Origin of the sequence: Cupriavidus sp. SS-3, assembly GCF_035818815.1 — a bacterium.
Classification (GTDB): Bacteria; Pseudomonadota; Gammaproteobacteria; order Burkholderiales; family Burkholderiaceae; genus Cupriavidus; species Cupriavidus taiwanensis_C.
In genome coordinates, this window is record NZ_JAYLVT010000002.1 from 496286 (window position 1) to 521743 (window position 25458).

Sequence of the window (25458 nt, forward strand, 5' to 3'; positions counted from 1 at the left end):
CGGAAGAGCAACGGCAGTAGCCGGGCCGGTTTTAGTCATTCGACCTAGGCATAGCCTTGTACATTCGAAGGTCCGTTGTTGCACCCTCGTCAACGGCCTCTCTCGTGAGCCCCACGATCTCCACCGTCCGGATGGCGGATTCATTGTCGGCGGTAAAAGCTACAATGACAATGCGCTGCGTCCGTCCGCGACTCAAGGCCATCTACGGCGCCAGGCATCCATGGCGCTGATCGCCGCCGGCCCGCTTACCACGGATTGTGCGCCATATCTCGATTAAAAAAAGTGCTTCATGGGCCTCTTCACCTGGCTGGTACTCGCCATGTGAGCAGCCGGCGCGTGCGGTTTCGGCTGTAAGAGGGTAGGAATGAAGCATGCCCGACGGCGGAGAACTCAACTTCCACAGGGAAAAGTGTTTTTGCGACGGTAAATTCCTCCTATGACCGATCTTCAGAAGCCACAAGACACGGCCCGCCAGACCGAAGAGCAATTCCGGCTCCTAGTTCAAGGGGTCACGGACTATGCAATCTTCATGCTTTCACCGGCAGGTATCGTGACGACCTGGAACCCCGGGGCCGAGCGCATCAAAGGTTACTGCAACTCAGAGATCATCGGCCGACATTTCTCGTGTTTCTATACAGAAGAGGACCGGGCGGCGGGGGTGCCAGCACTCACTCTCACGACGGCAGCTCGGGAGGGGCGCGTCGAACGGGAGGGATGGCGGATACGTAAGAACGGCACCCGCTTTTGGGCACATGTCGTGGTGGACGCCATTCGTGACGAGACAGGTTCACTAGTCGGTTTTGCGAAGGTCACGCGGGACATTACCGAGCGCAAGGAGGCTTCGGCTGCGCTAGAGAAAGCCAGGGCGGCATTGTTTCAGGCGCAGAAGATGGAGGCCATTGGACGATTGACCGGAGGTGTCGCCCACGATTTCAACAACCTGCTCGCGGTGCTGTCAAATGGCCTGCAGATTCTCGCGATGCAGTCGCGCACGCATATGGACATGAAGATGATTGAAGGCATGCGCCGGGCGATCGACCGGGGAGCATCGCTCACGCAGCAACTTCTTTCATTTGCGCGTCAACAGCCGCTGCAAGCGGAAGTGCACAACCTCAGTTCGCTGGTGCGCGATTTTGAGCCGATGCTTACGCGCGCCGGCGATCGCAAAACGCGCGTCGAACTGAGAGTTCAGACTCAACATGCCTTCGCTCTTGTTGACGTGGCGAGGTTTGAGGCGGCCCTCCTCAATCTCGTGGTAAATGCGATCGACGCCATGCCCGAAGGGGGTACCGTGACGATCACCGTCGACACCGTCGAATCAGACAGAGAAGTGACGACGGCGCTTTCTGCGGGTCACTACGCGCGGATATCAGTTTCCGACACGGGCACCGGCATGTCCAAGGAAATACTGGCGCAGGCATTTGAGCCGTTCTTCACGACCAAGCCGGCGGGTAAGGGAACGGGGCTAGGACTCAGTCAAGTGTACGGATTCGTTACCCAGTCGGGCGGCGACATCGTCATTTCGAGCGAAGGTGGGAAAGGTACGACGGTCGAACTCTATTTTCCAGTGGTCGAGCCGTAGGAAGCCACTATTTGCCGGGCTTCCTCAAAGGTTGAGACGGTCATGGTGGTGGATGACGAGCCCGATGTGCTCGGACTTGCGACCGAGTTGTTCAGGAACATTGGATACGAAGTCGTGGCCGTCAGTAGCACCGCTGAGGCCGATTATACTGCGCAGACGCATCGATATCGACGTCGTTTTCGCGGACATTTCCATGCCGCAGGGTATAAGCGGCATGGAACTGGCGCGCATCATCAGGTCGGAATATCCGCATACCAAGGTGGTCCTGACCTCGGGCTTCTTACGGGCCGCGCTGCGCCGCGAGCATGGAACAATCAGCGAATTTCCATTCGTATATAAGCCATACCGCATAGCTGATATCGCGAAGGCGCTAAGAACCTGATTGACTTGCCAGACACGCGTCTGGTTGCCGGACGGGAATGCTCCTTGAAGGGAACTTGTACTTCGGGATCAACCTCACGATCGCTTGATCCCCGGCTGTCGTACCGACGCATAGCATTCGTACACATTTCCCGGCAATCGGAGTTTTGTGGATATCGGGAAGACCGTGTTTCAGGTGCACTACTCCAATTGGCGGGGCGGGCCAATCGCTGTGGGATCCAATCCTTGCCGCGAGCTGAATCCGGGATGCAGGCTCGGCGATTTCTTCGTTGCGAAGCGACCCCGGTCGAAGCGCATCGAACGCGCCCTTGTCGTGATTGCGGGCCGGCCGCGTCACAAAATGCTAAACGGCTGGACTGGCCACGAAGCTGGCCAGCAAAGTGAGCAACAACGGCAGCTTCGTGCCCTTTTGGCAGTACGCATCGAACCCCGTCCCGTGCCGTCTCACCTGCGCCTCATCAAGCGCCGTCAGTGCCAAGATGATAACGTCCGAGCCGCGTTTGGAGCGTCTCAACGCAGACGCTGTCGAGTACCCATCTCGAATCGGCATTGTAATATCAAGGATGACCACATGTGGTGCCCACCCTTCGGCCAACGCGATCGCAGCATCTCCACTATCAACATACTTTGTATCGATTCCTTGCGTCCGAAGGTAAAACGTGAGGGATTCTCCAGATTCAACATGATCGTCCACAACCAAGACCTTCAATGAGGCAGTCGGGACCGCGATCGTTCGTTCTGACCAGCGTTCGCAGACATCGGTATCACTCTTTCCGTCCACAGTCTTCCCCCTTGTCTGTTCGCTTGTACTGAAGACCGCACCCCGTATAGCTCGGGAGAGTCGGCGAACGCGACACAGCCTGCCTCCGAAAGATTGGGCCGCCATGTCGGTACTCTCACTACCAATTTCCCTGTGTTTGAGCCGCAGGAACCGTGCCACTTCAAGCCCCCATATATTCCAGGCCATGCCACCAAACGAGCGATCCCGTTGCCCTCCATCGCTCTTCTCTTCCGATGAGTTGTAAGTAATGATGCCGACGTGGCAGTAATGACTGCACAGAGGAGCCGACAGGACGAAATGGTCGGTGTCGAAATGCGAAGCGGAAGTGACCAAGAGGAAACTCAGTGTATCTGGCACGGTCCAGCAGGCTACGTTCCCTCGCTTAATGCGGTGAGTAACAAGGATGTTCCTGTCGCACTACACTACCTGCGACCTCCAAGATAGCGATCGCAAGGATCGTTCCCGCGCTAAGTGTTCAAGCCTCGCGCTGGAACTATTTCTGACGCAGCACGGCTCCTTATTAGGAGCGCGCGCCGTTGCCCGCGAACTGTCGCGTCCGAGCCAATGTCGTTACCTTGCTGCTGAATGGCCCTGTATGATTTCCGGTCCTTTGCACCGAGCTGGCTTGGGTTGCGGGACTTGACCGAATCTCCACTGTCCCCAAGCATTGAGCAGACCAATTATCTGGTCAGCACACTCCTGATGCGCGCACGGGCCCATGGCTGCATGAAGGCAACAGTCCTCAACCCCGAGCAACCTGGCTTCTTTGCCCGATGCGGCTTCACCTTGACTCCTGCAGACAGCGTGACGCATGAGTTGCAATTATGCAGAGGGACGCTCCGACGCTTCGGCATAAGGACTCACTATATGTGCCGTCACCTCGATTAGAGGGCCGGCCGCGATTGGGAATTATGCTCTGCAGTACAAGGGACATATCTTGGTCGCAGGCCAGGTTCATGACGGCTCCATTGAGGTAACCCATCTGGGGGCGTAACGGACAAAGATTTTATGATGATAATGTGTTGATCAGGTCATGCGGCCCGCGACGAAGCGGCCAACCATTGCTGCATATTCAAAAGGAGCATCCGGATGCAAGTCGAACTGGCTCAGCTCACACTCGTCGACTGCGACGTCGAACACAACACGAGCAAAGTGATCAACGCGATCGAGGCCGCCGACGTGGCCGGAGGCACTCAGCTCGTCGTCTTTCCCGAGACGACGTTGTCGGGGTTTCCGACGCGCGAGAACGTATTCGACATCTCGCAGCCGATCGACGGTGCGGCATTGAGCGCCGTCCGTGCGGCGGCCCGGCGTGCGCGCGTCGCGGTTGTGGTCGGTCTCGCGGAGCGTGACGGTGGCGAATGCTACAACACCTCGGTCCTGATTGATGCGAGAGGCGGGGTAGTTTTGCGCTATCGAAAGGTTCACCTGTGGGCGACGGATGTCGGCGTATTCTCGCCGGGCGACCGTTACGAGACCTGCGCGTGGAACGGAATGACCGTCGGCCTGCAGATCTGCTACGACATCGAATTCCCCGAGGGCGCGCGTGCGCTCGCGACGCTCGGCGCCGATCTGTTGATCGTCACCGACGGCAACATGGATCCGCTCGGCCCGGTGCACCGGCGAGCGATTGCCGCGCGGGCGATGGAGAATCAGGCGTTCGCGGTCATGGTGAATCGCTGCGGCGACGGCGACGACAACCTGACATTCCCCGGCGAATCGGCGCTCGTGGATCCGTTCGGCGAGATCGTCGCGTTGGCGGGCGCCGACGAAACCACCATCAAGGTGCAGATCGACCGCTCGCGCCTTGCGGCGAGCCGCAAGGACTATCGGTATCTGGACGATGCGCGGGTGTCGCTCGATCTGCCGCGCAGCCGGGCGACGGCGGACGGAGCGAACGTGCTGATCATCCCCCGAAAGGCGGGGAGCGCGGCGTAACCGCGCCAATCCATATGACAGGCCGTCGACTCGTTGGAAAGTACTCTATGACGGTCGAACAGCTTTGGACGCACGCAGATCTCGCGACGCCCGCACCAATCAGTTTGATCACATCGGCAAGCCATACAAGACCCAGCCAGGTTTCTGCTTGCGGGCCGAACTGGAAAGGCAGCAAGCCGACCGGTGTCACTTCGGTCACTGTCCCGCCGTTGCCCCGGCGAGGAAGCGCTGTATGGGCAATTCCGGTCGATGATGGAGGCAGCGAACAGGGACCCGGAGGTCAAGAAGACCATCGTCTCGACCGCCGTCGACACGGAACGGGACGCTATCGACCCATACTTCCAGTGGTGGCACATGGGCAGACGTTTGCCGTGGCGCCTTTCCTACACCTAACGGACATTGGGCCCGATTGTTGTCGAATGGCTGTGATGGGTCGGCAGTCGCCAGTGACCCCGGCAAGCCTGCGCCCAGATGGGCGGATGGCTGAGACTGAGACCGGCCAGTTGCTGACGTTCGACCTTCCTCTCGCCAATGGCGGAAGCTGACCAAAGCGGACATTTGTCTCTGGCGCCAAAGGCACTGCGCTAAAATCCCGTAGCCCAAGCCTCCCCCGTTATCCCCAGCCCCTAGTGATGAATCCCGGACCGCATGACGTCCTGAGCCGGATCCTTTCCGCATGCAAAGCCGAACGCGCCGTAACGGCAAGTTTCCGGCTCTTCGCGCCGTGGGCATTGCGGTCGGCCGGCACCGAGGGCGCACTGATCCGTATGTGTACGGGATCCGGCTACTGGATTTGCACCGACGGCGGCACACCTGCAAAGATTGGCCCGGGCGATATCGTCATGCTGCCGCGCGGCACTCCCCATACGGTGTCATCGACACGTGATCCCGGTGATGACATCGTGCCCTTTGCCGATCTCCTGGAGGCACACATGATTGGGCGCCACGGCGATCATCCGATCGAATTGACATATGGCACGGCCAGCGCGAGCGCTACCCCCACGCAACTGTTCTCCCTGCACTTGTGGATGCCTGCGCTTGGAGTGGGCGCCATCCCGGCGGAATTGCCTCCGCTGATCGTGTTGCGCAGCGACGAACTTCTGCTGGCACACACGCTCGCAACCACAATGGAAATGCTGGTGCAGGACTCGCTGGCCCAACGTCCGGGCTGGCAGTTGTCCGCGGCACGCATGGGCGATCTGCTGCTCGTGCACATCCTGGGCGAGTACCTGCGCACGCCCGTAGCGGCGCGCCAGGGTAAGTCGAACCTTCTTGACGACCCTGGCATTGCGCGTGCGGTTGCAGCCATGCAGGAATCTCCACAACGGGACTGGAGCATCCCTCGCCTCGCCGCAGTGGCATTACAGTCGCGCACTGTGTTCACCGAGCGCTTTCGTGCGCTGCTTGGCGTGCCGCCAATGCAGTATCTGTCAGCTTATCGCATGAACCTGGCCACCGACCAACTGCGTCAGCCGCACACGCGGATCGCCGACGTCGCCGAAGCCGTCGGCTATGCGTCAGAGAAGGCATTCTCACGCACATTCCGGCGCTGGATCGGCGTTTCACCCAGTCAATACCAGCGCGACGCCTCCGGGCGCTGACGTTACTGCCTCGCCCCACGGGGCCGATCCGGACGATCGGTGCCCCAATCCGGCGTTCCGGATGTTGAGCGTGGTATGGCCACCACCCAATAATGCCGCTCAATTGCACTCGCTCGCAAACAAGGAGACATGGGCATGAAGCAGGTGGAGCACGCGCTGATCGTGGGGGGTGGCATTGCTGGCTGTGCAGCGGCCATTGCGTTGGCACAGGCCGGTGTACAGGTGACGATGCTGGAGAAGCAGCGGGAATGGAAATTCCAGAGTTCCGGCATCTTTATCTATCACAACGGACTTGCAGCGCTCGGTAGTCTCGGGGTGCTGCCACCGATCGTGTCGGCTGGCTTTGCCATCGCCGATGGCCGGAACGTCTACCTGGACGAGCGCGGCGAGCCGATCACCGATACGTACTATCCTTCCTCGCACCCGGACATTCCGCCGATCATCGGCATTCGTCGGGCCGAGATGCATCGCATCCTCGCCAGCCGGCTCGACGCGCTGCACGCCGATATTCGCCTAAGCACGACGGCCGTGCGGATCGATCAGGACATGGCGGACCACGTCACCGTCGCACTCTCCGATGGCACCTCGGGCCGATACGATCTTGTGGTCGGGGCAGATGGCATTCGCTCGGAGATCCGCCGCCTCGTCGCAGGCCCGCTGGAACCGGTCTATACCGGACTCGGCGTCTGGCGCAGCGTACACAGCCGACCGAAAGACCTCACCGCGAAGATCATGATGATGGGCACCGGTAAGCGCCTCGGCATCATGCCGATCAGCGATGACCAACTGTACCTGTTCGGCACGTTGCCTGAGCCCGCCGGGCAATGGTATGAACGCGCCGATTGGCCGGCGCTGATGCAAGCTCGCTTTGCGGAGTTCGGCGGCCCGGCGCGCCAATTCCTGGACGCCCTCTGCGCCGATAGCGAGGTCCTCTACACCGCAGTGGAGGAGGTAGCCGCCCCACTGCCCTGGCACCGTGGCCGCGTCATCATGATTGGTGACGCCGCGCACGCCTCCACTCCCTTCATGGGACAAGGCGGCGCGATGGCACTCGAAGACGCGGTGTTGCTGGCGGAGATGCTATCGCGCGGTGGCGACGTAGAGGCCACGCTGCACGCCTTCGGCGAGGCACGCTATCCTTTGTGCAAGTTCGTGCAGGACACCTCGCGCAAAGTCGGCGAGGCCGGAGCGCAAGAAGACGCGGCCATTCTGAACGTGCGCAACGAAACAATGCGGCGTAATGCACAGCAGCAGGTGGATGACTTCTACGCGCGGATAAAAGCGTTACGCTTTCAATAGCGCACGGCACAGTGCGCCTGACAGGCTCAGTCCGATGTTGGCCTGCGATGCTTGCTCGGGCCTTTCCATTTCTCGTCGGCCTGATCGGGGAGTCTGTTCCCGACCCCAATCCGGCCATTGATCCCCGATTTGTTGTTGACCGAGATGGGGCGGTAACAGCCATGGACCTGGTCAGCCGGCCCTCCTTTTGAACGCCAGTAGCTTGCCTTTCTCCGCGACGTCGGCCGGGTCAAGGTTCGTATAGCGCTTCAGATTGCGCCAGTCCTTGTGGCCGGTGACGGCCGCCACCTCAGGAATGTCCCAGCCTGCCTCGAACAGAGAGCTGGTCGCTTCGTGGCGCAGATCGTGCAGATGGAGGTCGGTGATGTCTTTGGCGTCGCAGGCCCATTTGAAGTACTTGCTGACCGTCCCCGGCAGGTAGGGGAAGATCCTGTTATCGGGCGACCCTCTGGGCTGCCTGTTGATGATGTCCAGGGCATCGCCGATGAGCGGCACGAGCTCGTCGTTGCCTTGCTTCTTGCGCGGATCTTTGCGATCGCGCACCAGGACGAGCGCGCGCTGCGCATCGAGGTCGTCCCAGGTGATCCGAAAAATCTCGCCGCGGCGAAAGGCCGATTGCATGAGCACGCGAATGATGTCCTCGAGCGGCACTTTGTATTGGGGATTCTCACGCGACCAGGCAAAGATCGCCTGTAGCTCGGCCTGGGTAGGGCGGCGCTCCCGCCTGCCGCCGGGGCCGACCAGCTTGAGATGGTTCAGGGCCGGCCAGGCGTTCTTGACGATGTCGGGTATGGTGATGCCTTTGATGCTTGCCATGTGGCGCAGGACCGTCCCAAGCTTGGATATATCCATGCTGATGGTATAGGCGCCGGCGCCGGCCAACTTGCGATGCTGGGCGAACTCGATCAAATCCTGGGTCGTCAGGCGCGGCACCAGGTGTTGGCCCAGAGCGCTGGCCAGCTTGCGCAGCATGTACTCTTCGTTCGACTGTGGGGCCACCGGCCGGCCAGACTCCTTGCGCAAGTTGCGGTAGTCAGTAATCCAGTCGACGACCGATCCTTGCGCCGCGGTGGCGGGCGTTGCCAGTCCGATTTCCGCTTCGCGGGCCCAGGCTTGGGCCTCCGCCTTGGTGCGAAAGGTTTTTGATATACTCCGGCCCTGCTTCCGAATCTGGGCGCGCCAGCGTTCCCCGATCTTGAGGATCGACGCCATACGGTCTGTCTCCCTGTAGCAAATCTGTAGCACGCGGTGCGTGAGACAGGATGATATGGGGTGACATGGAGTGACAGTTGTGACGTCGGTCTCATTCCCGGAAACCCGCGCCAAATAAGGCGAAGCCGCTTCCGGCAAGGGTCCCCGGTCAATGGGAAGAATCTATCCCCTCGCCGTAGTTCAATGGATAGAACGAGCGCCTCCTAAGCGCTAGATACAGGTTCGATTCCTGTCGGCGGGACCACCGATCCTTTTGGCAACCGTCTGCCAAAAATCCTTCCTCCCGCGTCACTCCAGGATTTTCAGCGGCCTTATCGTCTGCCGTAGCTCATCCTCCGCCGTTGCAAATCTGCCCTGTCGGACAAAATCCGATACCGACCCGGGGGCCGACTGCAGATACTCTCTCCGTCAGTTTTGGAGCAGCCATGTCGGACGTTCACGTTTTGCGGATCGAGGGACTTCAGTGGGTGGTGGAACGCGCCTGCGGCAGCGAGGGCCGTCTGCTTTTCCCCAACCGGGAGGCGGCCATCGCGGCCGGCACGGCGAAGGCCGAGGAAGATCGCGTCGACCTGATCGTCCACACGCGCGATGGCCGCGTCGGCCGGCGCATCTCCTTTGGCAAGGACAAGGTCCGGATCCACCCATAATGCCCTTGTCAGCGCGAATGATTCGCGTTGCCCGGTGAATTACCGATTTGTAGGACGGAGCCTGATACACAGGGCTTTGCATCTGGCCTATCACCTAACCATATCGCTCAGATGGGAGATGGCCATGCAACCGGGAGTCGAGCCCCTTCGCAGCATCGAGGAGGATCTCCAGGATCTGGACGAAACCGATCAGGCGATCGAGCGCCTGTCCAACCGAATCGATGCCCAGCAGCTGCGGGTTGCGCAGCTGAAGCGCGAGCGCGTCAACGCCGACACGGCGGAATCGATGCTGGCAAACATGCGCGCGAGCCTCAAGCAGCTCGTCATGCATCGCGCGCTGGTGGTGCATGCCATGGCCCGGCGCGGTGCCGGGCGTACCCGCGTGGCCCGGTTTCACAACTAGCCGACCTGGAGTCGGCCAAGCGGCGCTCGGCAAGTGCGCGGCAATGCGGGGAATCCGGCGTCCCGGAACTGACCGGTGTTGGATTTTCCCGCCCTGTCAATGTGCGCTGGTCTTGGAAAACAGCTGGATCACCGCCACCCCGGCAATGATCAGCCCGATGCCGACACAGGCCGCCAGGTCCGGCACCTGCCGGTACAACACCACTGCGATCAGCGATACCAGCACGATGCCCGCGCCGCTCCAGATCGCATAGGCGATGCCGACCGGGACGGTGCGCATCACCAGCATCAGCAGATAGAAGGCGGCGACGTAGCCGGTGACCACCAGCACGCTGGGCAGCAGCCGGGTAAAGCCCTGCGAGGCTTTCAGGCTGCTGGTGGCGATGACCTCGGCGACGATGGCGAGGGCGAGAAGCACGTATCCGTTCATGGCATGCAGAAGAGGCTGGCCGGCAATGGGCCTGAGCCGGCATCTTAGCGTCCCGCGCATGTTGCGCCAAAGCCGCGTCCCTCCCTCGCGGTGGTTGTGCGAAGCGGCAACGCACGGTTGAATGTGCCGCACAAGACCGCAGCAGGCGGGCGCAGGCCGGCCCGCGGCAAGACGGTCGTTCCAGGCAGTCGCGGCAGTCTCGCCTGACCAGGCCGGCACATCCCTGACGATGCCGGCGGCGGGCATGGGGTATAGGGGAGCGGTATGCAACACACTGGCATCGACGGCGCACCCGTCCCGGCGTCCTTGGCATCCTCGGCGTCCGGGGACACGGCCATGGCGCCGGACGGCAATCCTTGGCAGGACACCATCGCAGCGGCGGACCAGGCGCTGGAAGAGGCCGCGCGCATCCAGCGCGGCGTGCAGCAGAACCTGAAGCAGCTGCAGGACCTGCGCGCGCTGCGCGAGGAACTGCGCAAGGCCCATGCGGAGACCGACCGCTACCGCGGCATGCACGCCAGGGTGGTGGTGAGCATGCGGCAGCTGGAAGAAGAAAACACCGGCGCCATGAGCCAGCTGCATGCCGAGAACGAGATGCTGCGGGTGCGGCACCGGGTCTACCGGCTGCTGGCCGAGCACTACGCGCGCGTGGCGCTGCGGCTGGATCCGGAAACCTTCGCCGGCAATCGCGACCGCGTGCTGCAGCACATCCTGTTCCAGCGGCGCAAGGGCGTGCCGCCGGAGGACATCGGCCTGTCCGACCTGGCTTTCCTGCTGCTGTAGCCCCGCGCCGGATCTGCTGTCAGCCTGCCCGGCGGCGCAGCACGTGGTAGGCGAGCATGCCGCCCACCACGCCCCAGAAGGCCGAGCCGATGCCGGCCAGGGTCATGCCCGAGGCCGTGATCATGAAGGTCAGCAGGGCGGCTTCGCGCTCGGCCGGGACCTGCATGGCGACGGTCAGGCCGTTGGCGATCGAGCCCAGCAGCGCGAACGCGGTCACGCCCACCACCAGCGCCTGCGGGAAGGCCGCGAACAGCGCCGCGATGCTGGCGGCCAGCGTGCCCGCGACCAGGTAGCCGACGCCGCAGACCACCGCCGCGGTATAGCGCCGATGTCGGTCGGGATCGGCCTGCGGGCCGGTGCAGATCGCCGCGGTGATGGCCGCCAGGTTGATGCCGTGCGAGCCGAACGGCGCCAGCGCGGCCGATGCCAGTCCGGTGATGGTGATCAGCCGCGAGGCCGGCACGTGGTAGCCATCGGCCTGCAGCACGGCCAGCCCCGGGATGTTCTGCGACGCCAGCGCGACGATGAACAGCGGAATGGCGAGGCTGATGAAGGCCGGCATCGAGAACGCCGGCGTGGTCCACACCGGCACCGCCAGTTCCAGCCGCACGCCCGAGAAATCGAGCTGCCCGAGCACGCCTGCCACCACCACGCCGGCCAGCAGCACCCCCGGCACCGCATAGGCCGGCCACAGCCGCCGCCCGAGCAGGAAGGCGGCGAACATCGCCAGCAGCAGCACGGTCTGGTGCTGCGCCTGCACGAACACGTCGACGCTGATGCGAAACAGGATCCCGGCCAGCAGCGCTGAGGCGATGCTGGCGGGCAGGGCGCGCATCAGCTTGTCGAACCAGCCGGTCATGCCGGCCGCGGTCATCAGCAATGCCGCCATCAGGAAGGCGCCGATCGCCTCGGCATAGGGCACGCCGGGCAGGCTGGCAATCAGCAGCGCCGCGCCGGGCGTGGACCATGCCACCACGATGGGCACGCGCAACGCCAGCGACAGGCCGATGGTGGTGACCCCCATGCCGATCGACAGTGCCCAGATCCACGACGAGATCTGCGCGTCGGTCAGGTGGGCCGCGTGCCCAGCCTGGATCATCAGCACCAGCGAACTGGTATAGCCGGTGAGCGTGGCGACCAGCCCGGCGACGAGCGCCGACACGGACAGGTCGGAAAATTTGAGGGTGGCGGTGGTCATGGGGACGGGCAGCAGGCACTTGGGTACGGCCGCCATCTTCGCATGAGTGCCTTGGTCGTACCAATTTGGCCGGGCCCGGCCAGGCGGCGGCGCGGCGACCGCCGTTGACGGGGCTTTCCCTTACGGACTTGTCCGACTGGAGCGGGCCGTGGGCCGTTGATATGCTGGTTCCGTGCCTTGCGAGCAGGGCACCGAGGAGAGACTCTTGGGCCCGCAATGCGCGGGCCCTTCTTTTTGCCCGGCCGGCCCACGCGGCCGGTCGTCTACAATGCGGGCTGCCGCCGGGTGGCCCCGCGCCGCCGGCCCGTCCCTTCTTTCCTCGCGGTCTCGCCTTCCTTCCCATGGCCCTGTTTTCCATTACCGACGCCCAGCTTGCCTTCGGGCACGTGGCCCTGCTCGATCACACCGACTTTTCGCTGGAGGCTGGCGAGCGCGTGGGGCTGATCGGGCGCAACGGTTCGGGCAAGTCCTCGCTGCTGAAGATCGTGGCGGGGCTGTCGGCGCCGGATGACGGGCTGATCGCCCGCCAGAGCGGCGTGACCAGCGCCTACGTGCCGCAGGAGCCGCAGTTCGCGCCCGGCATCACCGTGTTCGACGCGGTGTCGCAGGGCATGGGCGACGCGCACGACCTGCTGGTGCGCTATGAGGCCGCCGCCGACCGCGTTGCCGAGCACCATGACGACGAAGCGGCGCTGGCCGAACTGCACCGGCTGCAGTCCGAGCTCGATGCCGCCGGCGCCTGGCAGCTGCGCACCCGCGTGGAAACCACGCTGGCGCGACTGGGGCTGGATTCGCACACGCGCGTCGATGCGCTCTCGGGCGGCCTGCAGAAGCGCGTGGCGCTGGCGCAGGCGCTGGTGGCCGAGCCCGACATCCTGCTGCTGGACGAGCCCACCAACCACCTCGACGTGGAAGCGATCCGCTGGCTGGAAGACCTGCTGCTGCAGTTCCGCGGCAGCGTGCTGCTGATCACCCACGACCGCGCCTTCCTCGACCGGGTCGCCACGCGCATCGTCGAACTGGACCGCGGGCGGCTGGTGTCCTTTCCCGGCAACTTCGCCGCCTACCAGGCGCGCAAGGCCGAGATGCTGGCCGCCGAGCAGGTCGAGCAGGCCAAGTTCGACAAGCTGCTGGCACAGGAAGAGGTGTGGATCCGCAAGGGCGTGGAAGCGCGCCGCACCCGCAGCGTGTCGCGCATCCAGCGGCTGGTGGCGATGCGCAACGAGCGCGCCGCGCGCCGCGAGGTGCAGGGCAACGTCAAGCTGGAGGTCTCGCAGGCGGACCGCTCCGGCAAGATCGTGGCCGAGCTGACCGACGTGGGCAAGGCGTACGGCGACAAGGTGGTGGTGCGCGATTTCACCGCCACCATCATGCGCGGCGACAAGGTCGGCCTGATCGGCCCCAACGGCGCCGGCAAGACCACGCTGCTGCGCCTGATCCTGGGCGAACTGGCGCCGGACAGCGGCACCGTGCGCAACGGCAGCAACCTCCAGGTGGCGTACTTCGACCAGATGCGCACCGCGCTGGACCTGGAGAAGTCCCTGGCCGACACCATCAGCCCGGGCAGCGACTGGGTCGAGGTCAACGGCCAGCGCAAGCATGTGATGAGCTACCTGGGCGATTTCCTGTTCGCGCCGGAGCGCGCGCGCTCGCCGGTCAAGTCGCTGTCGGGGGGCGAGCGCAACCGGCTGCTGCTGGCGCGGCTGTTTGCGCGGCCGGCCAATGTGCTGGTGCTCGACGAACCCACCAACGATCTCGACATCGACACGCTGGAACTGCTGGAGGAGCTGCTGCAGGACTACGGCGGCACCGTGTTCCTGGTGTCGCACGACCGCGCCTTCCTCGACAACGTGGTGACCTCGACGCTGGCCGCCGAAGGCGATGGGGTCTGGCGCGAGTCGGTGGGCGGTTATTCCGACTGGGTCGAGCAATCAGCGCGCAGCGCGGCGCTGCAGGCGGCGCGCAAGCCGGCAGAGCAGAAGGCGGCGGAGCCGGCCAGGGGCAAGGATTCGCGCGAGGCGCGCGGGGCCAATCGCACGGTCAAGCTGTCGTACAAGGAGCAGCGGGAGCTGGATGGGCTGCCCGAGCGCATCGCTGCGCTGGAGACCGAGCAGAAAACGATTTCGGCGCAGCTCGCGGACGGCTCGCTCTATGTCAGCGATGCGGCCAAGGCCGCGCAGCTCGGCACGCGGCATGACGAGATCGAGATGGAACTGCTGGAAGCGCTGGAGCGCTGGGAAGTGCTGGAGGCGAAGTCGAAGGGCGAAGGCGCCTGAGGCCCGAGGGTCCGGCAAGCGCCGGACCTCACCCACACCAGGCCAGCACCATATTGGTCAGGTCGACCATGAACCCCGGCCGCAGGTAGGCCACGAACCCGAGCGCCAGCACCCCGGCCAGCACCGCCAGCCCGGCTGCCTTCGCGATGCGCGCCTGGGCCGTGCTCATCACGCCGCCGCCGGCTGCGCCCGCACTACCGCCTGCTCGCGGATCGGCAGGTTGACCAGCGCCGCCAGCACGCCCAGCGCGATCGCGATCATCCACACCGTGTTGTAGCCCCCGGTGCGGTCGTAGAGATAACCACCCAGCCACGCGCCCAGGAAACTGCCGATCTGGTGTGAAAAGAACACCACCCCCGACAGCATCGACAGGTATTTCACCCCGAACACCTGCGCGATGATGCCGTTGGTCAGCGGCACGGTCGACAGCCACAGGAAACCCATCACCGCCGCGAACACCCAGGTGCTGGCGACTGTCAGCGGCAGCAGCAGGTAGGCGGCGATGACCACCGAGCGCGCCAGGTAGATAGCCGCCAGCAGGTAGCGCTTGGGCAGGCGCTGGCCCATCGCGCCGGCGGTATAGGTGCCGAAGACATTGAACAGGCCGATCAGCGCCAGCGCCACCACGGCCACCTTGGGATCGGTCAGCCCCTGGTCCTTCAGGTACGGTGCCAGGTGCACGCCGATAAAGACCACCTGGAAGCCGCACACGAAGTAGCCCAGCGTCAGCAGCTGGAAGTTGCGGTTGCCGAAGGCTTCGTGGATGGCCTGGCCGATGGTCTGGTGGTGGCCGCCAGTGTGGGCGGCCTCGCGCGGCTCGCGCAGGGTCAGCGCCAGCGGCAGCATCACGCACGCCATCAGCGCCATCACGTACAGCGCGTTCTGCCAGCCCAGGCCGGAGATCAGCCCCTGTTCCACCGGGATCATCAGGAACTGGCCGAACGAGCCCGCCGCGGCGGCAATGCCCATGGCCCAGACCCGTTTTTCCGGACTGGCCACGCGGCCGATCACGCCATAGACGATGCTGTAGGTGGTGCCGGACTGGGCGATGCCGATCATCACCCCGGCGCCGGTGGCGAAGGCGGTGCCGCTGGTCGCCAGCGCCATCACCACCAGCCCGGCGACGTACAGCGCCACACCCACCAGCATGATGCGCAGCGCGCCGAACTTGTCGGCCAGGGCCCCGGCGAAGGGCTGGCTGGCGCCCCACATCAGGTTCTGCAGCGCCAGCGCAAAGGCAAAGGTCTCGCGGTTCCAGCCGTGGGCCTGGGTGATCGGCAGGTTGAACAGGCCGAAGCCGTGCCGGATGCCCATCGAAAGCGTGACCAGCAGGCCACCGCACACAAGCACGGTGGTCAGGGAGAGTTGTCGGTTCTGCATGTCTTGGCTCGGTGTGCGGCGGCCGCGCCGGGTGAAGCGGTGCCGACAGGATTGTCTGTGCTTGTTGTTTTACCGCGCCGGAACGGCAATCAGGCTTGCCGGGGCCGGGTGGTGGGGAGTTTACTCTGCCTCGGGAAAACGCGTACGGCGCAGCCCGCAGACGCGGCGCTCCGGCAAAAACTGCCGGCGGCCCGGCAAGCCGGAGCCGGTGCGGGCCTGGCGGGCGTTGGCTTTTTTCTGCGGGATTGGCGTCGCGCGCTTCCATTACAATGCAGTGCCCGGTGCCCCGGCGCGTGCACAGTTGTGCGCCTCGCGGCAGCCGGGACCATCACTTTCGTAGCGACTCCATGGCGAGCAAAACCAGTCAGTACAGCGAATCTTCCATCCGGGTCCTGAAGGGCCTGGAGCCGGTCAAGCAGCGCCCCGGCATGTACACCCGGACCGACAACCCCCTGCATATCGTGCAGGAGGTGATCGACAATGCCTCGGACGAGGCCCTCGGCGGTCATGGCTCCGAGATCCTGGTGACCCTGCACCGCGACGGCAGCCTCAGCGTGGAAGACGACGGCCGCGGCATCCCGGTGGGGATCCACCCGGAAGAGGGCGTGCCGGTGGTCGAGATCGTCTTTACCCGGCTCCATGCCGGCGGCAAGTTCGACAAGGGCAAGGGCGGCGCCTATGCCTTTTCCGGCGGCCTGCACGGCGTCGGCGTGTCGGTGACCAATGCCCTGTCGACGCAGCTGGACGTGACCGTTTGGCGCGACGGCATGTGCTCGACGCTGACCTTCTCGGGCGGCGACGTAACGGTGCCGCTGGCCTCGCGCAAGCTCGAACGCGGCGAGAAGAAGAACGGCACGCGCGTGCAGGTGTGGCCGGACGCCAAGTATTTCGATTCGGCCGCGATCCCGCTGGCCGAGCTGCAGCGCCTGCTGCGCAGCAAGGCCGTGCTGCTGCCGGGCGTCAAGGTCACGCTGGTGACCGAGAAGACCGGCGAGCGCCAGACCTGGCAGTACGACCAGGGCCTGAAGGGCTACCTGGTGGAGGCGCTGGCGCAGGGCAGTGGCGCCGAGCTGGTGATCCCGATGTTCGAGGGCGAGCACTTTGCCGATCCCGACGCCAACCCCGGCGAGGAAGGCTTCGCCGACGGCGAAGGCGCGTCGTGGGTGGTGGCCTGGACCGAGGACGGCGCCCCGGTGCGCGAGTCCTACGTCAACCTGATCCCCACGCCGGCCGGCGGCACGCACGAGTCCGGCCTGCGCGAAGGCCTGTTCCAGGCGGTCAAGAGCTTTATCGAGATGCACGCGCTGCAGCCCAAGGGCGTCAAGCTGATGAGCGAGGACGTGTTCGCGCGCGCCTCGTTCGTGCTGTCGGCCAAGGTGCTGGACCCGCAGTTCCAGGGCCAGATCAAGGAGCGCCTGAACAGCCGCGACGCGGTGCGGCTGGTGTCCACCTTCAGCCGCCCGGCGCTGGAGCTGTGGCTGAACCACCATGTCGAGTACGGCAAGAAGCTGGCCGAGCTGGTGATCCGCCAGGCCCAGGCGCGCACGCGCGCGGCGCAGAAGGTCGAGAAGAAGAAGGGCTCCGGCGTGGCCGTGCTGCCCGGCAAGCTGACCGACTGCGAGTCCACCGACGTGACCCGCAACGAACTGTTCCTGGTCGAGGGCGACTCCGCCGGCGGCTCGGCCAAGATGGGCCGCGACAAGGAATTCCAGGCCATCCTGCCGCTGCGCGGCAAGGTGCTGAACACCTGGGAGACCGAGCGCGACCGCCTGTTTGCCAACAACGAGGTGCACGACATCGCCGTGGCGATCGGTGTGGACCCGCACGGCGCCAACGACGAGCCCGACCTGTCCAACCTGCGCTACGGCAAGATCTGCATCCTGTCCGATGCCGATGTGGACGGCGCGCATATCCAGGTGCTGCTGCTGACGCTGTTCTTCCGGCATTTCCCCAAGCTGATCGAGACCCGCAACGTCTATGTGGCGCGTCCGCCGCTGTTCCGCGTCGATGCCCCGGCGCGCGGCAAGAAGCCGGCGCAGAAGCTGTACGCGCTGGACGAAGGCGAGCTCGAAGCGATCCAGGACAAGCTGCTCAAGGACGGCGTCAAGGAAAACTCGTGGCAGATCTCGCGCTTCAAGGGCCTGGGCGAGATGAGCGCCGAGCAGCTGTGGGAAACCACCATGAACCCCGACACGCGGCGCCTGCTGCCCGTGATGCTGGGCGAATACGACCTGCCGCAGACCGTCGAGATGATGAACATGCTGATGGGCAAGGGCGAGGCCGCCCAGCGCCGCAGCTGGCTGGAAGAGAAGGGCAACGAGGTCGAGGCCGACATCTGAGCCGGGGCGCCGCGCCGCGAGCGCGGCCGCTCCGGTGCCGGCCAGGCCCGATTGGCGCATAATGCCCGCTCCGGTCCGCCTACTCTGGAACGCACGATGAAGACGAGAACCCCCGGCAATCCCTGGCGCAAGGCAACGACAGTCCTGCTGGCGCTGGCCGGGCTTGCCTGCGTGCCGGCGGCGCATGCCGAGCTGTGGGGCTTTATCGACGCCGACGGCGTGGCGCACTTTGCCGACCAGAAGCTCGACGCGCGCTACAAGCTGTTCATGAAGGACGGCGGCAGGCTCGACACCGGGCGCCTGGCGGCGAAGCAGGCGCAGGCGGCGCGCGGCGACATCGACTTCGAGCAGCACAAGCTGTACCGCTACGTCCTCAACCATCCCAACATCAAGACCGTGGAGCCGCTGATCCACCAGATCGCCGGCAAGCAGGATGTCGATCCCGCGCTGGTCAAGGCGGTGATGGCGGTGGAGTCGGGCTTCAACCCGGCGGCGGTGTCGCCCAAGGGCGCGATCGGCCTGATGCAGGTGATTCCCGACACCGGCGCGCGCTTTGGCGTCAGCGCCGATGCGCGCCGCACCATCGAGCAGAAGCTGGCTGATCCGCGCACCAACATCACCGCGGGCGTGCGCTACCTGAGCTGGCTGATGCAGCAGTTCCCCGACAACCTCGAGCTGGTGCTGGCGGCGTACAACGCGGGCGAGGGCGCGGTGCAGCGCTACAACAACCGTATCCCGCCCTATCCGGAGACCCGGCAGTATGTCAGCACCGTGCTGCAGTTCTACCGGCTGTACCAGCCGCAGCAGGGCGTGGTGCTAAAGCGCGCCAGCGCCGGCGGCGACGACGGCCCGCGCGTGAAGATGGTGATCGGCGCGCGCCGGCCCATGCCCTGACCGGCACCGAAGAATCACAAGCAACCGGTGCGCCGGCCGTCGAGGTCGAACGCGTGGCGCGCCGAATCCTTGCATATCCATGGAACAACAAGACATCACGTTTCAACCTGAAGAGCCGGCCGATTCGCTGACGCTGGCCCGCTACGCCGAGCGCGCCTACCTGGACTACGCCGTCAGCGTGGTCAAGGGCCGCGCGCTGCCCGAGGTGGCCGATGGCCAGAAGCCGGTGCAGCGGCGCATCCTGTTCGCGATGCACGAGATGGGGCTGCGCGCCGACGCCAAGCCGGTCAAGTCGGCGCGCGTGGTCGGCGACGTGCTGGGCAAGTTCCACCCGCACGGCGACCAGTCCGCCTATGACGCGCTGGTGCGGCTGGCGCAGGACTTCTCGCTGCGCTATCCGCTGATCGACGGCCAGGGCAACTTCGGCTCGCGCGACGGCGACGGCGCCGCGGCGATGCGCTACACCGAAGCGCGCCTGACGCCGATCTCGCGGGTGCTGCTCGACGAGATCGACGAAGGCACGGTCGACTTCATCCCCAACTACGACGGCTCGATGCAGGAGCCCAGGCTGCTGCCGGCGCGGCTGCCGTTCGTGCTGCTCAACGGTGCCTCGGGCATCGCGGTGGGCATGGCGACCGAGATCCCGCCGCACAACCTGCGCGAGGTCGCCGCCGCGACCGTGGCGATGATCCGCAACCCGAACATCGCGCTGGCCGAGTTGCTGGCGCTGATGCCCGGGCCGGACTATCCCGGCGGCGGCCAGATCATCTCGCCGGCGGCGGACATTGCCCAGATCTACGAGAACGGCCGCGGCAGCCTGAAGGTGCGCGCGCGCTGGACCATCGAGGAGCTGGCGCGCGGCCAGTGGCAGCTGGTGGTGACCGAACTGCCGCCGAATACCTCGGCGCAGAAGGTGCTGGAAGAGATCGAGGAAATCACCAACCCCAAGATCAAGACCGGCAAGAAGGCGCTGACGCCGGACCAGCAGCAGCTCAAGGCCACCGTGCTGGCGGTGCTCGACGCGGTGCGCGACGAGTCCGGCAAGGACGCGCCGGTGCGGCTGGTGTTCGAGCCCAAGAGCAAGAACATCGACCAGCAGGAGTTCATCCAGACGCTGCTGGCGCATACCAGCCTGGAATCCGGCGCGCCGATCAACCTGGTGATGATCGGCACCGACGGCCGTCCGCGCCAGAAGGGCCTGCGCGAGATCCTGGGCGAGTGGATCGCGTTCCGCTTCGACACCGTCACGCGCCGCACGCGCCATCGCCTGGGCAAGGTCGAGGACCGCATCCACATCCTCGAAGGCCGGATGCTGGTGCTGCTCAATATCGACGAGGTGATCCGCATCATCCGCGAGAGCGACGAGCCCAAGCCCGCGCTGATCGAGGCCTTCGGCCTGAGCGACCGCCAGGCCGAGGACATCCTGGAAATCCGGCTGCGCCAGCTGGCGCGCCTGGAAGCGATCCGGATCGAGAAGGAGCTGAAGGAGCTGCGCGAGGAGCAGGCCGAGCTGGACGTGCTGCTCAAGTCCGAGACCATGATGCGCCGTCGCATCATCAAGGAGATCGAGACCGACGCCAAGCAATACAGCCCGGAAGACAAGGACCCGCGCCGTACGCTGATCCAGGAACAGCGCCGCGCCGCGGCCGAGGTGCGCGTGATCGACGAGCCGGTGACGGTGGTGATGTCGCAGAAGGGCTGGGTACGCACGCGCCAGGGCCATGGCCACGATCCGCAGCAGTTCACCTTCAAGGCGGGCGATGCGCTGTACAACACCTTCGACTGCCGCACCGTCGACGTGCTGCTGGTGTTCGGCACCAATGGCCGCGTTTATTCCGTGCCGGTCTCCAGCCTGCCGGGCGGGCGCGGCGACGGGGTGCCCATCACCACGCTGATCGAGCTGCAATCCGGCAGCCAGGTGGCGCACACCTTTGCCGGCAGCGCCAGCCAGCGCGTGCTGATTGCCACGGCCAACGGCAACGGCTTCCAGACCACGGTGGGCGACATGACCGGCCGGCAGAAGGGCGGCAAGTCGTTCCTGACGCTGGACGAGGGCGATGCCCCGCTGCCGCCGGCACCGATCGGCGACGAGGCCACCCATGCGGCGTGCCTGTCCGGCAACGGCCGCCTGCTGCTGGTGGCGCTGGATGAAGTGAAGGTGCTGTCCGCCGGCGGGCGCGGCGTGATCCTGATGGAGCTGGAAGCCAAGGAGAAGCTGCTGCAGGCGGTTGCCGTGGGCGCGCCCGGGCTGGTGCTGTCCGGCGCGGGCCGCGGCGGCAAACCGTCGTCGCAGAAGCTGGCCGGGCAGTCGCTGCTGCCGTATGTCGGCAAGCGGGCGCGCAAGGGCAGGCAGCTCGAGGCGAAGCTGAAGGAGCCGAGGATCGAGCCGGTGCGGGTGGAGGTGCCTGCGGGCAATTGAGTGGCCTGCTGGTTTGCTCCCCTCTCCCGCAAGCGGGAGAGGGAGCCCCCAATCCGGCGGGCAACATATCAATCCACCCCCACGAATCCCCCAGTCTGATGCGCCCACAGCCGCGCATACAGCCCCCCATGCGCGAGCAGTTCCGCATGCGTGCCGTTCTCCACGATATGCCCGTTGTCCAGCACCACCAGCCGGTCCATCCGTGCGATGGTCGACAGCCGGTGCGCGATGGCGATCACGGTCTTGCCCTGCATCAGCGTTTCCAGGCTTTCCTGGATCGCGGCTTCCACTTCGGAGTCCAGCGCCGAGGTCGCTTCGTCCAGGATCAGGATCGGCGCGTTCTTGAGCAGCACCCGCGCGATCGCGATGCGCTGGCGCTGGCCGCCTGACAGCTTCACGCCGCGCTCGCCGACCTGTGCCTCCAGCCCGGTATTGCCGTGGGCATCGACCAGGTGCGGAATGAACTCGTCGGCGCGGGCGCGGTGCAGCGCGGCGGCGATTTCGGCGTCCGTGCTGGAGGGCTTGCCGTAGAGCAGGTTCTCGCGGATCGAGCGGTGCAGCAGCGAGGTGTCCTGCGTGACCATGCCGATCTGCGCGCGCAGGCTTTCCTGCGTGACCGTGGCGATGTCCTGGCCGTCGATCAGGATGCGCCCGCGCTCGACGTCGTAGAGCCGCAGCAGCAGGTTGACCAGCGTCGACTTGCCCGCGCCCGACGGGCCCACGAGCCCGATCTTCTCGCCTGGCCGCACCGTCAGGTTGACGCCCTCGATCACGCCCGAGCCCTTGCCGTAGTGGAACCCCACCTGCTCGAAGCGGACTTCGCCGTGCGTGACGCGCAGCGGCTGCGCGTTGGCGCGGTCGGTGACCTGGCGCGGCACCGCGATGGTCTTCATGCCGTCCTGCACCTGCCCGACGTTCTCGAAGATGCCGTTGACCACCCACATGATCCAGCCCGACATATTGTTGATGCGGATCACCAGCCCGGTGGTCAGCGCGATCGCGCCGGTGGTGACATGGCCGGTGCTCCACAGCCATACCGCCAGCCCGGTGGTGCCGGCGATCAGCGCGCCGTTCATCGCGGTGATGGTGACGTCCATGCCGCTGACCATGCGCCCGGCCTGCCGCGTCTTCTCGGTCTGCTCGGCCATGGCGTCGCGCGCGTAGTCTTCTTCCTGCCGGGTATGCGCGAACAGCTTGAGCGTGGTGATATTGGTATAGCCGTCGACGATGCGCCCCATCAGCCGCGAGCGCGATTCGGTGGCGATCACCGAGCGCTGCTTGACGCGCGGCACGAAGTACAGCAGCGCGGCCACGTAGCAGACGATCCACAGCAGCAGCGGGATCATCAGGCGCCAGTCGGCCTGCGCGAACAGCACCAGCGAACTGACCGCGTAGATCGCCACGTGCCACAGCGCGTCCACCGCCTGCACCGCGGAGTCGCGCAGCGAGAAGCCGGTCTGCATGATGCGCTGGGCGATGCGCCCGGCAAAGTCGTTCTGGAAGAACGACAGGCTCTGCTTGAGCACGTAGCGGTGGTTCTGCCAGCGGATCAGGTTGGACAGGCTGGGGCTGATCACCTGGTGCACCAGCACGTCATGCAGGCCGAAGAAGATAGGACGCAGCAGCACCGCCACCACCGCCATCCACACCAGCTCGTTGCGGTGCCGGCTGAAGAACTCGGCGCCGGGCGTGGTCTGCGCCATGTCGACCAGCCGGCCGAGGAAGCTGAACAGCGCCACCTCGATCAGCGCGCCGACCAGGCCCACCAGCAACAGCAGCACGAACACGCCCCAGACCTCGCGCAGGTACCAGGTGTAGAAGCGCAGCACCTGGCCCGGCGGCTCGCGGTCCGGCATATGGCGGAAGGGGTCGATCAGTCTTTCCAGGCGACGCAACATGGCAGGGTTCCCGTTGTGTGCCACGGCACGCCTGCTCGTCCTGGTGGGATGCCGGGCGCTTGCGGCGGATCAGACGCAACATGATACGCGCCTTGCGCAATGGAAAAGCCCCGCCGGGGGCGGGGCCTTGTCTGATACGCGCTGCGAAAATCCGCCGCGGCGTCGGCCGCGCCGGCCGCGTCAGGGGTGGTGGATCACCATATGCGTGAACGGCGGCACGTAGGCCTGCAGCGTCACGAACAGGCCCACCAGGATCGCCAGCACGATCGAGTGGAAGAACACGTAGCGCAGGATGTCGCCTTCGTGGCCGTACCACTTGGTCGCGGTCGACGCGACCACGATCGACTGCGCGTCGATCATCTTGCCCATCACGCCGCCTGAGCTGTTGGCCGAAGCCATCAGCACCGGCGACAGGCCCAGCTGCTCGGCGGTGGTCTTCTGCAGGCCGCCGAACAGCACGTTCGAGGCGGTGTCCGAGCCGGTCAGCGCCACCCCCAGCCAGCCCAGCATGGTGCCGAACAGCGGGTAGAACACGCCGGTGTGCGCAAAGGCCAGGCCCAGCGTCGCATCCAGGCCCGAGTAGCGGGTCAGGTAGCCGACGCCGAACATGGCGCAGATGGTCAGCAGCGAGTAGCGCACCAGCTTGATGGTTTCCCAGTACTCGCGGAACAGCCGCGGCACCGAGTAGCCCATCAGCAGACCGCCGGCGATGGCCGAGACGAAGATGCCGGTGCCGGCCATCGACAGCACGTTGAAGTTGAACACGGCGCCTTCGATGACTTCCTTGGGCACCACCGGCGGCACCTTGACGATGGCCTTGTCGAGGCCCGGCACCGGGAATTTCCAGGCCCACAGGCTGTCCATCAGCTTCTTGAACTCGGGGATGCCCCAGACGAACACGAACACCGTCAGGATCACCCACGGCATCCAGGCCTTGGCCACCGAGATCCCGGCCGAGGCGGCGCTGGCGCGGGCGTCGGCTTCCAGTGCTTCGGGGTGGTCGACCTTGGAGTCGTCGTGGCGGCCGAGGATCTTGGTCGAGGTCCAGATTTCCTTCGGATGCCAGACCTTCAGGAACAGCGTCAGCGAACCCATCGACACCAGCGCGGCGATCACGTCCACCAGCCACGGGCCGTGGAAATTCGACACCAGGTATTGCGGCACGGCGAAGCTCACGCCCGCCACCAGGATCGCCGGCCAGATCGCCAGCATGCCGCGGAAGCCGGCGAAGGCCCAGATCAGCCAGAACGGCACGATCACCGAGAAGAACGGCAGCTGGCGCCCGATCATCGCCGACAGGTCGAGCAGGTCCAGTCCGGTCACCGAGGCCAGCCCGATGATGGGCGCGCCCAGCGCGCCGTATGCCACCGGCGCGGTGTTGGCGATCAGCGCCAGGCCCGAAGCCGCCAGCGGCGAGAAACCCAGCCCGATCAGGATCGCGCCGGTCACCGCCACCGGCGTGCCGAAGCCGGCCGCGCCCTCGAAGAAGGCGCCGAAGCTGAACGCCACCAGCAGCAGTTGCAGCCGGCGGTCTTCGGTGATGCCGGAAATCGAGTTCTGCAAGACCTTGAAGGATCCGTTCAGCGTGGTGAGCCGGTGCAGGAAGATGATGTTCAGCACGATCCAGCCGATCGGGAACAGCCCGGAGACGATGCCCAGCCCCGCCGCCTTGCCCGCCATGGCCGCCGGCATGCCGAACACGGTCGACGCCACCACGATGCCGATCACCAGCGCCAGGCCCGCCGCCAGATGCGCCTGCATATGAAAGAACGCCAGCGCTGCCAGCAGCACGGCGACGGGAATGCCCGCGGCAATGGTCGACAGCGCCATATTGCCTAGCGGGTCATAGACTTGACTCCACACGATCGAAATCCTCCTCTGGTTTGGCTCGGGCGCCCGGGCGATCTGCGTGCCCTGGAACTCCCGCATGCGCTTTGCACCGGCGTGCGCTAGCCGCCGCGCCGGCAAAGAACAAGGATTTTAAAAAAGGGCCTGCCG

18 protein-coding genes, 1 tRNA gene and 1 pseudogene are annotated in these 25458 nt (G+C 65.2%); 12 read left to right on the plus strand and 8 right to left on the minus strand.

Annotation, left to right across the window (positions count from 1 at the left end; genetic code table 11):
- Window positions 1–436 precede the first annotated feature (436 nt).
- A pseudogene (locus tag U9J39_RS05710) lies at window positions 437–1964 on the plus strand (ATP-binding protein).
- 342 nt (window positions 1965–2306) lie between these two features.
- Here the strand turns inward: U9J39_RS05710 and U9J39_RS29445 are convergent.
- Entirely contained in the window at window positions 2307–2930 is a 624-nt protein-coding gene (locus U9J39_RS29445) for a response regulator (RefSeq protein WP_442784885.1), read from the minus strand.
- Window positions 2931–3833: 903 nt separating this feature from the next.
- Here U9J39_RS29445 and U9J39_RS05715 point away from each other — a divergent pair.
- The 3 genes from U9J39_RS05715 (at window position 3834) to U9J39_RS05725 (ending at window position 7582) form a co-directional block, all read left to right on the plus strand.
- Window positions 3834–4682 carry a carbon-nitrogen hydrolase family protein gene (locus tag U9J39_RS05715; RefSeq protein ID WP_326346717.1) on the plus strand — a complete coding sequence of 283 codons (849 nt, stop codon included), beginning with the start codon at window positions 3834–3836 and terminating at the stop codon, window positions 4680–4682.
- 632 nt (window positions 4683–5314) lie between these two features.
- The gene (locus U9J39_RS05720) at window positions 5315–6283 is read left to right on the plus strand and encodes an AraC family transcriptional regulator (RefSeq protein WP_326346718.1); all 969 of its coding nucleotides are present in this window, start codon (window positions 5315–5317) and stop codon (window positions 6281–6283) included.
- 135 nt (window positions 6284–6418) lie between these two features.
- The gene (locus U9J39_RS05725; protein WP_326346719.1) at window positions 6419–7582 is read left to right on the plus strand and encodes an FAD-dependent oxidoreductase; all 1164 of its coding nucleotides are present in this window, start codon (window positions 6419–6421) and stop codon (window positions 7580–7582) included.
- A gap of 171 nt (window positions 7583–7753) precedes the next feature.
- Here U9J39_RS05725 and U9J39_RS05730 read toward each other — a convergent pair whose 3' ends face one another.
- Window positions 7754–8794: a site-specific integrase gene (locus tag U9J39_RS05730; RefSeq protein WP_326346720.1), complete on the minus strand. Its 1041-nt coding sequence runs from the start codon at window positions 8792–8794 to the stop codon at window positions 7754–7756.
- Between the two features lie 169 nt (window positions 8795–8963).
- On the opposite strand from U9J39_RS05730, the gene U9J39_RS05735 reads away from it, so the two are divergent.
- From U9J39_RS05735 to U9J39_RS05745, 3 genes are all read left to right on the plus strand, one after another.
- Window positions 8964–9038, plus strand: a tRNA-Arg gene (locus tag U9J39_RS05735).
- A 181-nt stretch (window positions 9039–9219) separates the two neighbouring features.
- Window positions 9220–9441, plus strand: a complete 222-nt coding sequence (locus U9J39_RS05740; protein ID WP_115710247.1) for a DUF2188 domain-containing protein — start codon at window positions 9220–9222, stop codon at window positions 9439–9441.
- Window positions 9442–9565: 124 nt separating this feature from the next.
- Window positions 9566–9844, plus strand: a complete 279-nt coding sequence (locus U9J39_RS05745; protein WP_115681475.1) for a hypothetical protein — start codon at window positions 9566–9568, stop codon at window positions 9842–9844.
- Between the two features lie 96 nt (window positions 9845–9940).
- Here the strand turns inward: U9J39_RS05745 and U9J39_RS05750 are convergent, their stop codons facing one another.
- A complete protein-coding gene (locus U9J39_RS05750; RefSeq protein ID WP_115680710.1) occupies window positions 9941–10273 on the minus strand; it encodes a DMT family transporter in 333 nt (110 codons plus the stop codon).
- Window positions 10274–10537: 264 nt separating this feature from the next.
- Between U9J39_RS05750 and U9J39_RS05755 the strand changes: the two genes are divergently transcribed.
- The gene (locus tag U9J39_RS05755; RefSeq protein ID WP_115710245.1) at window positions 10538–11056 is read left to right on the plus strand and encodes a hypothetical protein; all 519 of its coding nucleotides are present in this window, start codon (window positions 10538–10540) and stop codon (window positions 11054–11056) included.
- 19 nt (window positions 11057–11075) lie between these two features.
- On the opposite strand, the gene U9J39_RS05760 is transcribed toward U9J39_RS05755, so the two are convergent.
- Window positions 11076–12254 (minus strand): benzoate/H(+) symporter BenE family transporter, encoded by a 1179-nt coding sequence (locus tag U9J39_RS05760; RefSeq protein ID WP_326346721.1) that lies wholly within the window; start codon window positions 12252–12254, stop codon window positions 11076–11078.
- 341 nt (window positions 12255–12595) lie between these two features.
- On the opposite strand from U9J39_RS05760, the gene U9J39_RS05765 reads away from it, so the two are divergent.
- Window positions 12596–14530 (plus strand): ATP-binding cassette domain-containing protein, encoded by a 1935-nt coding sequence (locus U9J39_RS05765; RefSeq protein WP_116312860.1) that lies wholly within the window; start codon window positions 12596–12598, stop codon window positions 14528–14530.
- A 28-nt stretch (window positions 14531–14558) separates the two neighbouring features.
- Here U9J39_RS05765 and U9J39_RS05770 read toward each other — a convergent pair whose 3' ends face one another.
- Together U9J39_RS05770 and U9J39_RS05775 are read right to left on the minus strand one after the other, a co-directional pair.
- Window positions 14559–14699 (minus strand): hypothetical protein, encoded by a 141-nt coding sequence (locus U9J39_RS05770; RefSeq protein ID WP_198035988.1) that lies wholly within the window; start codon window positions 14697–14699, stop codon window positions 14559–14561.
- Window positions 14699–15910 carry an MFS transporter gene (locus U9J39_RS05775; protein ID WP_115680706.1) on the minus strand — a complete coding sequence of 404 codons (1212 nt, stop codon included), beginning with the start codon at window positions 15908–15910 and terminating at the stop codon, window positions 14699–14701. Before U9J39_RS05775 ends, U9J39_RS05770 begins: the two co-directional genes overlap by 1 nt.
- Before the next feature lie 347 nt (window positions 15911–16257).
- Between U9J39_RS05775 and U9J39_RS05780 the strand changes: the two genes are divergently transcribed.
- From U9J39_RS05780 to parC, 3 genes are all read left to right on the plus strand, one after another.
- Window positions 16258–18249, plus strand: a complete 1992-nt coding sequence (locus U9J39_RS05780) for a DNA topoisomerase IV subunit B (protein WP_326346722.1) — start codon at window positions 16258–16260, stop codon at window positions 18247–18249.
- Window positions 18250–18345: 96 nt separating this feature from the next.
- Window positions 18346–19143, plus strand: a complete 798-nt coding sequence (locus U9J39_RS05785; RefSeq protein ID WP_115710239.1) for a lytic transglycosylase domain-containing protein — start codon at window positions 18346–18348, stop codon at window positions 19141–19143.
- A 79-nt stretch (window positions 19144–19222) separates the two neighbouring features.
- Window positions 19223–21562, plus strand: a complete 2340-nt coding sequence (parC, locus tag U9J39_RS05790; protein ID WP_326346723.1) for a DNA topoisomerase IV subunit A — start codon at window positions 19223–19225, stop codon at window positions 21560–21562.
- A gap of 68 nt (window positions 21563–21630) precedes the next feature.
- On the opposite strand, the gene U9J39_RS05795 is transcribed toward parC, so the two are convergent.
- The gene (locus U9J39_RS05795; RefSeq protein WP_115710235.1) at window positions 21631–23460 is read right to left on the minus strand and encodes an ABC transporter ATP-binding protein; all 1830 of its coding nucleotides are present in this window, start codon (window positions 23458–23460) and stop codon (window positions 21631–21633) included.
- Window positions 23461–23640: 180 nt separating this feature from the next.
- Entirely contained in the window at window positions 23641–25323 is a 1683-nt protein-coding gene (locus tag U9J39_RS05800; RefSeq protein ID WP_115681473.1) for an L-lactate permease, read from the minus strand.
- Window positions 25324–25458 lie beyond the last annotated feature (135 nt).